14 protein-coding genes are annotated in these 13,152 nt (G+C 57.5%); 12 read left to right on the forward strand and 2 right to left on the reverse strand.

Going from position 1 to position 13,152, the window contains the following annotated elements; genetic code table 11:
- The 5 genes from A1355_RS13400 to A1355_RS13420 all read left to right on the forward strand — a co-directional run.
- On the forward strand, window positions 1–404 hold a 404-nt coding region (locus tag A1355_RS13400), incomplete at its 5' end, for an SPOR domain-containing protein (protein ID WP_197471807.1).
- A gap of 22 nt (window positions 405–426) precedes the next feature.
- Entirely contained in the window at window positions 427–945 is a 519-nt protein-coding gene (locus A1355_RS13405) for a CvpA family protein (protein ID WP_175463627.1), read from the forward strand.
- Window positions 946–957: 12 nt separating this feature from the next.
- The gene (gene purF / locus A1355_RS13410; RefSeq protein WP_064028940.1) at window positions 958–2,466 is read left to right on the forward strand and encodes an amidophosphoribosyltransferase; all 1,509 of its coding nucleotides are present in this window, start codon (window positions 958–960) and stop codon (window positions 2,464–2,466) included.
- The gene (locus A1355_RS13415) at window positions 2,466–3,698 is read left to right on the forward strand and encodes an O-succinylhomoserine sulfhydrylase (RefSeq protein WP_064028942.1); all 1,233 of its coding nucleotides are present in this window, start codon (window positions 2,466–2,468) and stop codon (window positions 3,696–3,698) included. The genes purF and A1355_RS13415 overlap by 1 nt, the downstream gene beginning before the upstream one ends.
- 48 nt (window positions 3,699–3,746) lie before the next feature.
- Complete coding sequence (locus A1355_RS13420) at window positions 3,747–4,322, forward strand: PilZ domain-containing protein (RefSeq protein WP_064028944.1); 576 nt, start codon at window positions 3,747–3,749, stop codon at window positions 4,320–4,322.
- Window positions 4,323–4,331: 9 nt separating this feature from the next.
- Here A1355_RS13420 and grxC read toward each other — a convergent pair whose 3' ends face one another.
- A complete protein-coding gene (grxC, locus tag A1355_RS13425; RefSeq protein WP_064029016.1) occupies window positions 4,332–4,586 on the reverse strand; it encodes a glutaredoxin 3 in 255 nt (84 codons plus the stop codon).
- 34 nt (window positions 4,587–4,620) lie between these two features.
- Window positions 4,621–5,271 (reverse strand): class II aldolase/adducin family protein, encoded by a 651-nt coding sequence (locus A1355_RS13430; protein WP_064029018.1) that lies wholly within the window; start codon window positions 5,269–5,271, stop codon window positions 4,621–4,623.
- A 39-nt stretch (window positions 5,272–5,310) separates the two neighbouring features.
- Between A1355_RS13430 and A1355_RS13435 the strand changes: the two genes are divergently transcribed.
- From A1355_RS13435 to nusB, 7 genes are all read left to right on the forward strand, one after another.
- Window positions 5,311–8,691, forward strand: a complete 3,381-nt coding sequence (locus tag A1355_RS13435; protein WP_064028945.1) for a mechanosensitive ion channel domain-containing protein — start codon at window positions 5,311–5,313, stop codon at window positions 8,689–8,691.
- A 69-nt stretch (window positions 8,692–8,760) separates the two neighbouring features.
- Window positions 8,761–9,222 carry a transcriptional regulator NrdR gene (gene nrdR, locus A1355_RS13440; RefSeq protein ID WP_064028947.1) on the forward strand — a complete coding sequence of 154 codons (462 nt, stop codon included), beginning with the start codon at window positions 8,761–8,763 and terminating at the stop codon, window positions 9,220–9,222.
- The gene (ribD, locus tag A1355_RS13445) at window positions 9,209–10,300 is read left to right on the forward strand and encodes a bifunctional diaminohydroxyphosphoribosylaminopyrimidine deaminase/5-amino-6-(5-phosphoribosylamino)uracil reductase RibD (RefSeq protein ID WP_064028949.1); all 1,092 of its coding nucleotides are present in this window, start codon (window positions 9,209–9,211) and stop codon (window positions 10,298–10,300) included. The genes nrdR and ribD overlap by 14 nt, the downstream gene beginning before the upstream one ends.
- A 34-nt stretch (window positions 10,301–10,334) precedes the next feature.
- Window positions 10,335–10,991, forward strand: coding sequence for a riboflavin synthase (locus tag A1355_RS13450; RefSeq protein ID WP_064028951.1), 657 nt, complete (start codon window positions 10,335–10,337; stop codon window positions 10,989–10,991).
- Window positions 10,988–12,094 carry a bifunctional 3,4-dihydroxy-2-butanone-4-phosphate synthase/GTP cyclohydrolase II gene (ribBA, locus tag A1355_RS13455; RefSeq protein WP_064028953.1) on the forward strand — a complete coding sequence of 369 codons (1,107 nt, stop codon included), beginning with the start codon at window positions 10,988–10,990 and terminating at the stop codon, window positions 12,092–12,094. The genes A1355_RS13450 and ribBA overlap by 4 nt, the downstream gene beginning before the upstream one ends.
- 124 nt (window positions 12,095–12,218) lie before the next feature.
- Window positions 12,219–12,692: a 6,7-dimethyl-8-ribityllumazine synthase gene (gene ribE / locus A1355_RS13460; protein WP_064028955.1), complete on the forward strand. Its 474-nt coding sequence runs from the start codon at window positions 12,219–12,221 to the stop codon at window positions 12,690–12,692.
- Window positions 12,692–13,141 carry a transcription antitermination factor NusB gene (gene nusB, locus A1355_RS13465; RefSeq protein WP_064028957.1) on the forward strand — a complete coding sequence of 150 codons (450 nt, stop codon included), beginning with the start codon at window positions 12,692–12,694 and terminating at the stop codon, window positions 13,139–13,141. Before ribE ends, nusB begins: the two co-directional genes overlap by 1 nt.
- Window positions 13,142–13,152 lie beyond the last annotated feature (11 nt).

Below are 13,152 nucleotides of genomic sequence, written 5' to 3' on the forward strand. Positions count from 1 at the left end.
CGACCAAATTGCCGGCGCCGACCGCGGCACCGGCCGTACAGCCCTTGGCTCAGGTCGCGCCCAGTGCCATCGCCAAGCCGAAGCCGACAAAATTGCCGGAAACCAAACCCGAGACGGTCGTTGCACCGGCGACCGCGCCGGCCGTTAAGGCGCCGGTCGGCGGAGAGGAAAGCAACCGCTGGTATTTGCAGGTCGGTACGTTTAGTCAGAAACCGAACGCGGCCGCATTGCAAGAAAGCCTGAAACAACAAGGTTTCGCCGCTTCGGTCAAGGAGTTCGCCAGCGATAAGGGGTCGGTGTTCAAAGTCCGGATCGGCCCGATCGTCGATAAGACCAAGGCTCAAGCGATCAAGGCTAAACTGGCGCAAATCAACGTGAACAGTTTTGTTTCGCCGGACGAGTAAGCTAACGATCCCGGTTTAAGCGATGCTGGATTTTGTGCCTTGGCAGCAAATGCTATGGGTCGATTACCTGATTATCGTCATCGTCGGCGGTTCGGCCCTGATGGGTTTGTTTCGCGGCTTCGTCAAGGAGGCGTTCGCGCTGACGATATGGTCGGTCGCGGTCTGGGTCGGTGTGCACTACAGCCGCGATGTGGCGGTATTGTTGCAGTCGACGATCAGTTATCCGTCGGCCCGCGCCGCCGCGGCGTTTGCGCTGCTGTTTTTCGCGACCTTGATTCTGGGCAGTTTGATCAGCTTTTTATTGAGCCAGTTGATCGAATCCACCGGATTGACCGGTAGCGATCGCTTGTTAGGCATGCTGTTCGGCATCGTGCGCGGTTCGGTGCTGGTGGCCTTGCTGGTGATGATGGCCGGCGTGACGCCGCTGCCGGAAGACCCTTGGTGGAAACAGTCGGTTCTCATTCCGCCGTTCCAGGCGCTGGCCTTGTGGTTGAAAAACCATATGCCGGCAGGTTTGGCGGATTACATTCATTATCGTTAAATCGGATCAGCTATGTGTGGTATTGCGGCAATCGTTTCTCATCAAAGCGTTAATCAGGATCTCTACGATGCCCTGACGGTGTTGCAGCATCGCGGCCAGGATGCCGCCGGCATCGTCACCTGCGACGGCGGGCGCTTGCATTTGCGTAAGGATAACGGGCTGGCGCGCGACGTGTTTTCAACCGAGCAAATGATGAAGCTGAAAGGCAATATGGGGATCGCCCACGTGCGTTACCCGACGGCCGGTTGCACCAGTTCGGCCGAAGCCCAACCGTTTTACGTCAACTCGCCGTTCGGCCTGACGCTGGCGCACAACGGCAACTTGACCAATACCGAGGAATTGAAGCGGCAGGTGTTCGTCGACGATCAGCGCCATATCAACACCGACTCGGACTCCGAGGTGTTGTTGAACGTGTTCGCCCACGAGCTGCAACAATTCGGCAAGCTGCGTTTGACCGTCGACGACGTGTTCCAGGCGGTCAGCGCGGTACACAAACGCTGCCGAGGTGCGTATGCGGTGGTCGTGATGATCGCCGGTTTCGGCGTGTTGGGTTTTCGCGATCCGCACGGCATTCGGCCGATCGTGTATGGCGAACGCAAAACGGATGAAGGCATCGAATACATGATCGCTTCGGAAAGCGTGGCCTTGGACGTGTTGGATTTTCGCTTGATTCGCGATCTGGCGCCCGGCGAAGCGGTGTTTATCGAGGCTTCCGGCAAGCTGCATACCCGGCAGTGCGCCGAAACCACCGATCATTGTCCGTGTATTTTCGAGTACGTCTATTTCGCCCGGCCCGATTCCATCATCGACAACATTTCGGTGTACAAAGCCCGGATGCGGATGGGTAAGAAACTGGCGGAAAAAATTCAGCGGGAATGGCCGGATCACGATATCGATGTCGTGATTCCGATTCCGGATACCAGCCGGACCGCCGCCTCGCAGATCGCCCACGACCTGGGCGTCAAGTTTCGCGAAGGCTTCATGAAAAATCGCTATATCGGCCGGACCTTCATCATGCCCGGCCAGAAGATGCGGAAGAAGTCGGTCAAGCAAAAGCTGAATGCGATTTCGCTGGAATTCGACGGCAAGAACGTATTGTTGGTCGACGATTCGATCGTGCGCGGCACCACCTCCGAGCAGATCATTCAAATGGCCCGCGATGCCGGCGCCAAGAAAGTCTACTTCGCATCGGCCGCGCCGCCGGTGCGCTATCCCAACGTTTACGGCATCGACATGCCGGCCGCGCGCGAGTTGATCGCCCACGACCGGAGCGAGGAGGACGTTTGCAAGGCCTTGGGCGCCGATAAATTGATATTCCAAGATCTGAGCGATTTGATCGAAGCGGTCGGCAGGGGTAATCCCAATATTAAGCATTTCGATACTTCGTGTTTTAGCAGCGAATACATCACCGGCGACATCGACATGGCGTATCTGGCGCGTATCGAGGCCCTGCGCAACGATCACGCGCAGTCTCAGCGCAATGGCAGCAACTTCATCATCGATATGCAGGTGGCGAAATAATGAGCGAATTCGATTGGCAAGACTTCGGGCCGGAGACCCAGGCGATTCGGGCCGGCCAGCGCCGAACCCACGAAGACGAACATAGCATGCCGATTTTCGCGACCTCCAGCTACGTGTTTCAGTCCGCCGAACAAGCGGCTTTGCGCTTTACCGGTCAGCAAGCGGGCAATATTTATTCACGCTTCACCAACCCGACGGTCGCTGCCTTCCAGGCGCGTTTGGCCCTGTTGGAACAGGGCGAACGCTGTTTGGCGTTTGCGTCAGGGATGGCGGCCATCATGGCGGTCGGGATGGCTTTGCTGAAGGCCGGTGACCACGTGGTTTGCTCGCGCAGCGTGTTTGGCAACACCGTGTTGGCGTTTCAAAATTACTTCGGCAAATTCGGGGTCGAAACCGACTTCGTGGCCTTGACCGATCCAGCGGCCTGGGAGGCGGCCATCAAGCCGAATACTCGGCTTTTGTTCCTGGAAACGCCATCGAATCCGCTGATCGAGATCGCCGACATTCGCGTGTTGGCCGACATCGCCCACCGCCACGGCGCCTTGTTGGTGGTGGACAACGTGTTTTGCACGCCGATCCTGCAGAAGCCGCTGTTGCTGGGTGCGGATCTGGTCGTGCATTCCGCGACCAAATACATCGACGGACAGGGCCGTTGCGTCGGCGGCGCGGTGGTCGGCAGCGAAGCCCTGATCGAAAAACAGGTCTATCCCTATCTGCGGACCGGCGGCGCGACGATGAGTCCGTTCAACGCCTGGGTGTTTTTGTCCGGTCTGGAAACCTTGGCCGTGCGAATGCAGGCGCATTGCGACCGAGCTTTCGAACTGGCTCAATGGCTGGAAAGCCAGCCGGCGGTCGCCAAGGTGCATTATCCGGGTCTTAGCTCACACGCCCAGCACGAACTGGCTAAACGCCAGCAAACCCATTTCGGCGCGGTCGTCAGTTTCGAATTGCGCGGAGGCAAGGACGAGGCCTGGCGGCTGATCGATTCTACTCGGATGCTGTCGATTACCGCCAATCTGGGTGACGTCAAAACCACGATCACCCATCCCGCCACCACCACGCATGGCCGCCTGTCGCCGGAGGCTCGCGCCGAAGCCGGCATCAAGGACAGCTTGGTGCGGATTTCGGTCGGTTTGGAGAATCTCGACGATATCAAGACCGACTTGCTGGCGGGTTTATCGGCCGCGAACGTCGAGAACGCTGGTCGCGCGACGATCGCCGATTCGGCGTAGTGCGAAATATCGGCTATCTTTGTCCGAACTATCACCTGGATTTTCAGTATGTTTCAAGACCGCAAGGAATACCGGAAAAACTTTAGCGCCGAAGGTTTTTTATATGTCGGCGGCGAGGTATTGAAACTCGGTTGTTACGATGTCTCGTTGAAAGGCGCGATGATCGAGGTGGAACCCGGCGAACTGCTGAGCGGTATTGCCGAGTTCGAAAGCCTGCTGGCCGAGGACCGCCGCGCCGAGATCTTCGTCGAGGCCCTGTCGCTGGCCGGCGAAGTCGATATCGTCTGGGTCAAGCGCGAACGCCAACGGATCATGATGGGCTTGGAGTTTCGCGATGTGGTCCACAACGCCCAAAAACTTTGGCGGCGGAGGCGGGGCTATCGGAAAACGGAAAGCTTCGAGGTCGATCTGTTCATCGATAAGGATCGCTACAGCGCGGAAGGTATCAACCGTTCTACCGAAGGCATGTGCTTGCGCGTCCAGGCGCCGGCTTCGGTGAAGATCGGCGCCCCGGTCAAGCTACAAGTCAATCAATTGGGTTTTAGCGCGCTCGGCAAAGTGGTTTGGGTGGAAGCCAACGATTTGGCTTGCCGATTCGGCGTGCAATTGGTGATCGTTAAATAGTCGAGGCCTTCAAGCCTGCAACAAAGGGTCGAGTTCGCGGCCAACATCCAATGCATAGAGATCGTCGAAGCCGCCGATGTGGCGGTCGCCGATGTATATTTGCGGCACGGTGCGGCGGCGGGTCTTCTCCATGACTTCCTCGCGCAAACCCGGTTCGCTGTCGACGTCGATTTCGGTGTAACTCGCGCCTTTCTTGTCGAACAAACGCTTGGCCATCGTGCAATACGGGCAGAGTTTCGCGGTATAGATGATGATTTCCGGCATGATAAAATTAATAAATACTAATGAATGCTGCATTTTAGCGGGCTGGCGGGCATTGCTCAATAGCGATCGCTCGGCTCAATTGGCAAAGCAGCTGGCAAGCGGCGTCGGCCAAGCTGGTTCCGAAGGCGACGACACCGTCGAGATGGCCCAGCATTGTAAATAACGGTAGGGCCTGCAAGTCGCCGTTGGCGAACAGTTCGGCGACAGCCTCCGCCATTCGCGGCGTGCCGTACGGAATGTCGGCGCCGGTGTGGGGCAAGGCCAGCGCGGCGGTTTGCCGCCAAATTTCCGGGCTGTGCACATGGATGACGGCTTGCGCGTCCGGGCATTCACGGTACACGCCGGCATGGGTCAGCGCTTCCGACGACGGTTGGCAGGCGCCGCGCGAACACAGCCGATTTTGTTCGGGAACGGCCTCGACGACCCAGACGAATTGCCGGGCCTCGAGTTGCGGCAAGTGACCGGTTTGGGTGCCGGAGATGATAAATTCGTCGCGGCCGGGAACCAGTCGCCGGCTGATGTTGCCGAAACCCAAGCCATCGTAACGGTCGGGGACCCGGCCGATCAGACCCAAACGATGCATGATCGATCGCCAGGCGTTCAGTTCGGCGAAGCCGAAGTCGACCGGTAAATCGGCGAGCTGATGCTCGAGCCGGTATTTGATCACGCCTTCGCGGTCGCTCATGATGTTTTTCCGTTTATTTTCACGTTTTCCCAAGCGCGCATGAAGCCACATTCGTTCAAAATCAGCCTGGTTTGGCCGCTGTTATTATTGTTTTTCAGTGTAACGCTTGCTCATGCCGCAAATCAAAAGGCGGCGATCAAGCCGGCGTCGATCGCAGACATCAAACAGCGGATTCAGTTCGTCAAGGATAAGCAGAATCTGGGCGAGGACTTGAAAAATCGCATCTTGTCCGCTTATTACGAAAGCGAGGATAACCTTAACGAAACCGAAGCTCAGGACGCTCAAGCCGAGTCGTTCAAACAGGCTTTGAACAGCTTGCCGCTGGAAACCAAGCGCATTGCCAAACAGATCGAAGAAGCCGAAGCCAACCTGAAGAATCGCCGGCCGGAACGTTGGTCGCTGTTTCCGACCGACGAGTTGGAGCAGCGTTTAATCATCGAGAAAACCAAACTTAGCGATTTGGATGCCGAAATCAGCCGAGTCGAAGCGCAGATCGGCGAGTTGATGAATCGGCCGCAATTGCTCAGGGAAAAGGTTTCGGAACTGAAGGGCAAGCAGGCCAGCAGCCAACAGGAACAGCAATTGCTCGCCAGCCGGGGCGGGGACAATCTTTACGAGAAAGAAGCCAGCCAAATTCAGTTGGAAACTCGCGTCAAGTTGCTGAACAGTACCTTGAAGACGCTGGAACTGGAAAACATCAGCAATCCGCTGCGCTTACAGGCGCAAAAGGACAGGATGCATTTGTTAAATTTGCAGCGAGAGCAACTGGCCATGCTGATCGCCGATTTGGACAATCACTTGCTCGACCGTCGTCAGCAATTGATCGACAAGGAGCGTGACGAGTTGTTGCAGGCGGAGAAGGACGCCGAGGGCAAGCATCCGTTGATCCGCGAAGCGACTAAGGAAAACATGCGCTACAACCGCAGTTTGCAGGCGGTCAATAAGAACATGGAGCAGTACCTGATTCAAAAAAACGAGATGGATGCTCGATACAAGCAGTTGGAAAAGGATTACCAGAGCGCCGAGCAAAAAATCTCGCTGGCCGGCTTGAGTCCGGCGCTGGGCAATCTGTTGCGGGAGCAGCGTCGTAACATTCCGCAACATAAGCAGTTCGGCGCGCTGAACGATGAGATTCAAGATCAGATCGCGCTGACCAGTCTGGAAAGCTTCAAGCTCGACGAAGCCAAGAAAAATCTGTCCGATATCAATCAGACCTTGTTGAACCGGGTGGCCCAATTGCCGGCCGATACCGACGACGCCGAGAAACTCCGAATCCGTGCCGAGTTGCGCCTGTTATTGAACGACCAGAAGGATTTGGTGGTTCGCTTGGCCGGCGCTAACACCGAATACGCCCGCGTTTTGGGCGACGTCGATTTCAGCTTGCAGCAAATGTTGGGTATCGCCGATAAATTCGGCGCCTACCTCGATCAGCGTTTGCTATGGGTGCCGAGTGCGCCGGTCATCGATCAGCAGTATCTAAAAGATATTGTGCACTCGGTCTTTTGGTTTTTTGACCCCGGTAATTGGCGGCAAGTCGCTCAGGGATTTTGGGATGGCCTGGTTCATAATCCGGTATCGGTGCTGGTCGGCTTGGCGATCGTTTTGCTGCACTGGCGGTTTCGCAAGTCGGTCAAACTTCGGCTGGAAACCTTGCTGCGCGGCAATGCCGCCAACGCCAGCGTTGGTGAAACTTTGTCGGCACTGGTTTACCTGGGGCTGCTGTCCTTGTACGGTGCGTTGCTGATGGCGTGGATAGGCGGCGTGCTGGCATTGAACGCCCGTGCCGATTTTTTCAGCCGCTCGTTTGCCGAAGGATTGCTTTCCACTGCGTCGGCCTTGTGCGTGGTGCAATTTTCGTTTCGCTTGTTCAAGCCGTCCGGGGTCGCGGAAACCTTGTTTCAATGGCCCAACCAAGTCGCGCAGTTGCTGTACCGGCAGATCAAATGGTTGCGTTTTTTGCTGGTGCCCAGCGTTTTCGTGACCGCGATGACCGGTAGCGATTTGTTTTCGGAGCACAGCTATGCGTTGGGACGTACCGCGCTGATTGTGCTGATGCTGGCGTTTACCTATGTGTTTCATTGCCTGGCCCATCCGCAAACCGGTTTGGCCAAGAGTTTTTACCGGCTGTCGCACGGCTGGCTGAGCCGCTTGCGCTTCGTTTGGTACGCGATCGCGGTATTGACGCCGTTGGTCATCGTCGGTTTCGCGGTGGCGGGTTATTACCAAAGCGCGTTGGAGCTCTACGAAAAACTGGTGTACAGCCTGCGGTTGATGTTCGCGACCGCGTTGTTGTATGCGCTGATCTTGCGCTGGTTTCGGCACACCGAGCGCCAACTGGCCTTGCGCAACGCCAAGCAAAAGCGCAAGCAGGCCGAGCAAGTGCAAACCAGTAGCGCCGCCGACGAGGCTTTCGCGCCCGACAAGGACTTATTGGACATCACCAAAATCAATCAGCAGGGACGCAAACTGCTGACGACGCTGGTCATGGCGACGATGTTGGTCGGTTTCTGGGCGATCTGGAGCGATATTCTGCCGGCATTTTCGGTGTTCGATAACGTCGTGCTCTGGCAATACGGGCAGATGATCGACGGCAAGGACGCGCAGCAACCGGTGACGTTGATTAATTTGTTGATATGCCTGCTCTACGGCGGTTTGGCGTTTGTGTTTGCCAGCAATTTTCCCGCTTTGGTAGATCTGTTGACGGTCGGCAAATTCGCGATGACGGCCGGCAGCCGCTACGCCTTGATTCAACTGGTGCGTTACACGTTGACCGCGATTACCTTTCTGGCTGTGGCCAATGAACTTGGCGGCAGTTGGTCGCAAGTGCAATGGCTGGTGGCGGCGCTGTCGGTGGGGCTGGGTTTTGGCTTGCAGGAGATTTTCGCCAACATGGTATCGGGTATCATCTTGCTGTTCGAGCGGCCCATCCGGGTTGGCGATACCGTCACGGTCGGCGATGTGACCGGTCGGGTCAGCCGCATTCAAATGCGCGCGACCCATATCGTCGATTGGGATCGCAAGGAATTGGTGGTGCCGAACAAAACCTTCATCACCGACCGATTGATCAACTGGACTTTGTCCGATACCGTGACGCGGGTGATGGTTCCGGTCAGCGTCGCCTACGGCAGCGACATCGAGATCGTCGAGCGGATTTTGCGCGAGGCCATCAAGGCAACCGAGCTGGTGTTGCCTGAGCCGGAGCCTGCAGTGAATTTCGTCGGTTTCGGCGAAAGTTCGCTGGATTTCAAAATCCAAGTGTTTGTCAGCGAACTCGCCGAGCGGGCAACGGTGACCCATCAACTGCACGTCGGCATTTACAACGCGTTGCAATCCCATCATATCGAGATTCCTTATCCGCAACGCGACGTACATATCCGCTCGATCGCCGATGGAATTCTGCCGGATCGCGGGGTGTCTTGAGCGAACGATTTCGAGATAACCCCGTTCTGTAATAGAATGGCCGACTTTTAGCCTAGATAGTTTGCCGATATGCGTTGTCCGTTTTGTGCCGCGCAGGATACCCGCGTCATCGATACCCGCCTGGCGGACGATGGCGATCAGGTCAAGCGCCGCCGCGAGTGCGTGGCTTGCAAGGAGCGCTTTACCACCTTCGAAGTGGTCGAATTGGCGCTGCCACGCATCGTCAAGCGCAGCGGAGCTAGGCAGAGTTTCGACGAAAATAAATTGCGGGCCGGCATGCTACGCGCTTTGGAAAAGCGGCCGGTTCAAGTCGATGCGGTCGAAGCGGCGATCAGCCGGATCAAGAAAGTACTGGTTACCCGCGGCGAGCGGGAAATACCGGCGCTGGCGCTGGGCGAACTGGTGATGCAGGAACTCAGTCAGCTCGATCACGTCGCCTTCGTGCGCTTCGCCTCGGTCTATCGCAGTTTTCAGGATGTCAGCGAATTCACCCGGATGATAGAGACACTGCAGCAACATGATCCAGGCTAGTTCGGACGCCTATTTCATGGCGCGCGCGGTCAAATTGGCCGAGCGCGGGCTGTATACCACCGATCCCAATCCCCATGTCGGTTGCGTATTGGTCAAAAACGGCGAGGTTCTGAGCGAGGGCTGGACACAACGCGCCGGATTTGCTCATGCCGAAGTCGACGCGCTGAATAAGACCCCCGATGCGCGCGGCGCGACCGCTTACGTGACCTTGGAGCCATGTAGCCATCACGGTAAGACCGGCCCGTGTACCGACGCCTTGTTGGCCGCCGGCATTGCCAGGGTCGTCGTGGCGATGGTGGATCCCAATCCGCTGGTGGCCGGACGCGGCCTGCAAAAATTGCGCGACGCCGGCGTCGAAGTCGTTTGCGGCGTACTGCAACAGGAAGCCGAAAAGCTCAATCCAGGCTTTTTCAAACGGATGCGACTCGGTTTGCCGTGGATACGCAGTAAACTGGCGATGAGTTTGGATGGCCGCACCGCGATGGCCAGCGGCGAAAGTCAATGGATCACGTCTCCGCAAGCTCGCGCCGACGTCCAGCGCTGGCGGGCCGCCAGCAGCGCCATCGTTACCGGCATAGCGACGGTGCTGGCCGACGACCCGCGCATGAGCGCCCGTGTGGATTTCGATGCGGAACAGCCGGTCAAGGTGGTGTTGGATTCCGGCTTGCGTTTGCCGCCGACCGCCAAGCTGTTCGAGGCCGGGACCGAGGTCTGGGTATTGACTTGCAGCCAAGACACCGAGAAGGCCGATCGCTTGCGCGCGGTCGGCTGTCGGATTTTTCAGATCGGCGCCAGCGGCGGACATGTCGATTTGCGGCAAGCCTTTCGTTTGTTGGCCGAGCAGCAAATCAACAGCGTCTGGATCGAAGCCGGCGCGACCTTGAATGGCGCCTTGTTGGACAGCGGACTGGTCGACGAATGGTTGTTTTACCTGGCGCCCTGCATATTGGGCAGCGAAGGATTGGGCTTGTTTCATTTACCCAGCCTGCAAAGTCTGGCGGACAAAAAATCCTTACGTTTGCTGGAAACTCGCCAAGTGGGTCCCGATCTACGGCTGCGTTATCGCTGCGAAGCCTGATATAGTCATCTCTTAAGTTCACCGGAATTTGATCATGTTTACCGGAATCATCCTGGCGGTCGGCCGAATCTCGGCGATACAGGCTCGCGGCGGAGACTGCCGTCTGCAAATACACACCGGCAAATTGTCGCTGGCGGGTGCCGCGCTCGGCGACAGCATTGCCGTCAACGGCGTCTGCCTGACGGCGGTTGAGTTGGGCGAACACCATTTCGTCGCCGACGTGTCCAACGAAACCTTGTCGCGAACCACCTTGAGAAATGCCGTGGCCGGCACCCCGGTCAACCTGGAACTGGCGCTGATGCCGTCCAGCCGCCTTGGCGGTCACATCGTCAGCGGCCACGTGGACGGCATCGGCGGCGTCGTCGAAAAGCAGCCTGACGGCCGGTCGATCCGCTTCAAGTTTAAGGCGCCCGATGAGCTGGCTAAATATATCGCCGAGAAAGGTTCGATTTGCATCGACGGCATCAGTCTGACCGTCAACAGCGTCGACGGCGCGTTTTTTTCGGTCAACATCGTGCCGCATACCTTGGCCGAAACCACGCTCGGCCAGATTGAAGTCGGCGGCAACGTTAACCTGGAAGTCGATTTGCTGGCCCGTTACCTGGAGCGACTGATGAAGGGCGAAGCGGCGGCTCGTTGCGGCGGTGGCGTCACCGAAGCTTTGTTACATAACGCAGGATTCATGCAATGAACACAACCGAAGAGATTATCGAAGACCTGCGACGCGGCAAAATGGTCATCATCATGGACGACGAGGATAGGGAAAACGAGGGCGATTTATTGATGGCCGCCGCGTTTGCCCGCCCGGAGGACATCAATTTCATGGCCAAATACGGCCGGGGCTTGATCTGTCTGACCTTGACCCGCGAGCGCTGCCAACAATTGCGCTTGCCGCTGATGGTCAACGATAACAAAACCCCGTACACGACCAATTTTACGGTATCGATCGAGGCGGCCGAGGGCGTGACTACCGGCATATCCGCCGCCGACCGGGCCTTGACCGTGCAACGCGCCGTCGCACCGAACGCCCAGCCCGGCGACTTGGTGCAACCCGGCCACATTTTTCCGTTGATGGCCCAGGCCGGCGGCGTGTTGAATCGAGCCGGTCATACCGAGGCCGGTTGCGATCTGGCGCGCCTGGCCGGCGTCGAGCCGGCGGCGGTTATCGTCGAAATTCTGAACGACGACGGTTCGATGGCACGTCGTCCCGATCTGGAGGCCTTCGCCGAGCAGCACAATCTGAAAATCGGCACGATCGCCGATTTGATCCATTATCGGATCAAGCACGAAAACACCTTGGAGCGGATTGCCGAATGCGCGTATCCGACCGAGTTCGGCGATTTTCGGCTCTACGCCTATCAAGATCGTAACGACGACAACGTGCATCTGGCTCTGGTGCTGGGCGAGGTCGCCGGCGAGGAACCGGTCCTGGTCAGAGTGCATGCCCGCAACGTCGTCGACGATTTGTTTTGCTCCAAGCGTAGCGATTGCAGTCTGCCGATCCGCGAAGCCATGCGGCGGATTGCCGAAGCCGGGCGCGGCGTGCTGGTATTGATTCGCCAGAACGAGAACAACAAGGCACTGGTCGAATTGATCCATGCTTACCAGATGCAGGACAACGGCATCAAAAGCCAAGCCAGCGCCGAAGTCGGTTGGCGCACCACCGGTACCGGTTCGCGAATCTTGGCCGATTTGGGCGTGCGTCGCCTGAAGGTGATGGGTGCCAAGAAAAATTACATCGGTCTGGCCGGTTTCGATCTGGAGATCGTCGAGCAAGTCGAGTTCGGCGTTTGATCGCGATTTTTCGGGGCGCCGCACGCCGAAACCGCGTAAAATTAGCGGCCTTTTTATTTGCGCGGCGGCCGGTGTTTCGGTGCCGGCCGCCGCGTCGTCATCGCTCAACTCTATTGGATAAGTTATGTCAGTCAGTATCGTAGAAGGTCATTTGTCGGCCCAGGGCGGCAAGTTTTGTATCGTTTCCTCGCGTTTCAACAGCTTCATCGTCGGCCAGTTGGAAGCCGGCGCCATCGACGCGTTGGTCCGCCACGGCGCCGCCGAAGCCGACATCAAGTTGATCAAAGTGCCGGGCGCTTTCGAATTGCCGGTGGCGGTGCAACGCATCGCGGCCGCGAAAAAATACGATGCGATCATCGTACTGGGCGCGGTGATTCGCGGCGGGACGCCGCATTTCGAATATGTGGCCGGCGAATGCGTCAAGGGCATCGCCCAAGTTGCGTTGCAGTACGACGTACCGGTCAGCTTCGGCGTGTTGACGGTCGACAGCATCGAACAAGCCATCGAGCGCGCCGGCACCAAGGCCGGCAACAAGGGCGCCGAAGCGGCGATGTCCGCCATCGAAATGGTCAGCCTGTTCAACAACCTGAGCCTTTAATGAGTCAAGCCAAAACCAACGCCAGAAAATGCGCGGTTCAGGCGCTGTATCAATGGCAGATGTCGGGCGATAGCCTGAGCCGCATCGAAACCTATTTCCTGGAAGAAGAGCATCTGAAGGGTGCGCAAAAAAGCTATTTCAGCGAGATTTTTCACGGCGTGCCCAAACAACTGGATATCGTCGATGCGGCGTTGGCCGGTTTTGTCGATCGGCCCATCGAAAAAATCGATCCGGTCGAGCGGGCGATACTGCGGATAGGCGCTTACGAGTTGATTTACCGGTTGGAAACGCCGTTCAAAGTCATCATTAACGAAGCCGTTAACTTGGCCAAGTGTTTCGGCGCGGAAGGTAGCCACAAATACGTCAACGGCATTCTTGACAAAGTCTCCCAGACTCAGCGAGCGGTCGAAATCGCCGCTAAGCAGAAGCAAGGGTTGCCGAAAGTCTGACGACCGGCGCG

The organism is Methylomonas koyamae, assembly GCF_001644025.1.
Classification (GTDB): Bacteria; Pseudomonadota; Gammaproteobacteria; order Methylococcales; family Methylomonadaceae; genus Methylomonas; species Methylomonas koyamae_A.

Bases quoted from the DNA above. Each gene is read 5' to 3' on its own strand.
- A1355_RS13405 (WP_175463627.1), top strand. From the start codon at position 427: ATGCTGGATTTTGTGCCTTGGCAGCAAATGCTATGGGTCGATTACCTG.
- purF (WP_064028940.1), top strand. From the start codon at position 958: ATGTGTGGTATTGCGGCAATCGTTTCTCATCAAAGCGTTAATCAGGAT.
- A1355_RS13415 (WP_064028942.1), top strand. From the start codon at position 2,466: ATGAGCGAATTCGATTGGCAAGACTTCGGGCCGGAGACCCAGGCGATT.
- A1355_RS13420 (WP_064028944.1), top strand. From the start codon at position 3,747: ATGTTTCAAGACCGCAAGGAATACCGGAAAAACTTTAGCGCCGAAGGT.
- grxC (WP_064029016.1), bottom strand. From the start codon at position 4,586: ATGCCGGAAATCATCATCTATACCGCGAAACTCTGCCCGTATTGCACG.
- A1355_RS13430 (WP_064029018.1), bottom strand. From the start codon at position 5,271: ATGAGCGACCGCGAAGGCGTGATCAAATACCGGCTCGAGCATCAGCTC.
- A1355_RS13435 (WP_064028945.1), top strand. From the start codon at position 5,311: ATGAAGCCACATTCGTTCAAAATCAGCCTGGTTTGGCCGCTGTTATTA.
- nrdR (WP_064028947.1), top strand. From the start codon at position 8,761: ATGCGTTGTCCGTTTTGTGCCGCGCAGGATACCCGCGTCATCGATACC.
- ribD (WP_064028949.1), top strand. From the start codon at position 9,209: ATGATCCAGGCTAGTTCGGACGCCTATTTCATGGCGCGCGCGGTCAAA.
- A1355_RS13450 (WP_064028951.1), top strand. From the start codon at position 10,335: ATGTTTACCGGAATCATCCTGGCGGTCGGCCGAATCTCGGCGATACAG.
- ribBA (WP_064028953.1), top strand. From the start codon at position 10,988: ATGAACACAACCGAAGAGATTATCGAAGACCTGCGACGCGGCAAAATG.
- ribE (WP_064028955.1), top strand. From the start codon at position 12,219: ATGTCAGTCAGTATCGTAGAAGGTCATTTGTCGGCCCAGGGCGGCAAG.
- nusB (WP_064028957.1), top strand. From the start codon at position 12,692: ATGAGTCAAGCCAAAACCAACGCCAGAAAATGCGCGGTTCAGGCGCTG.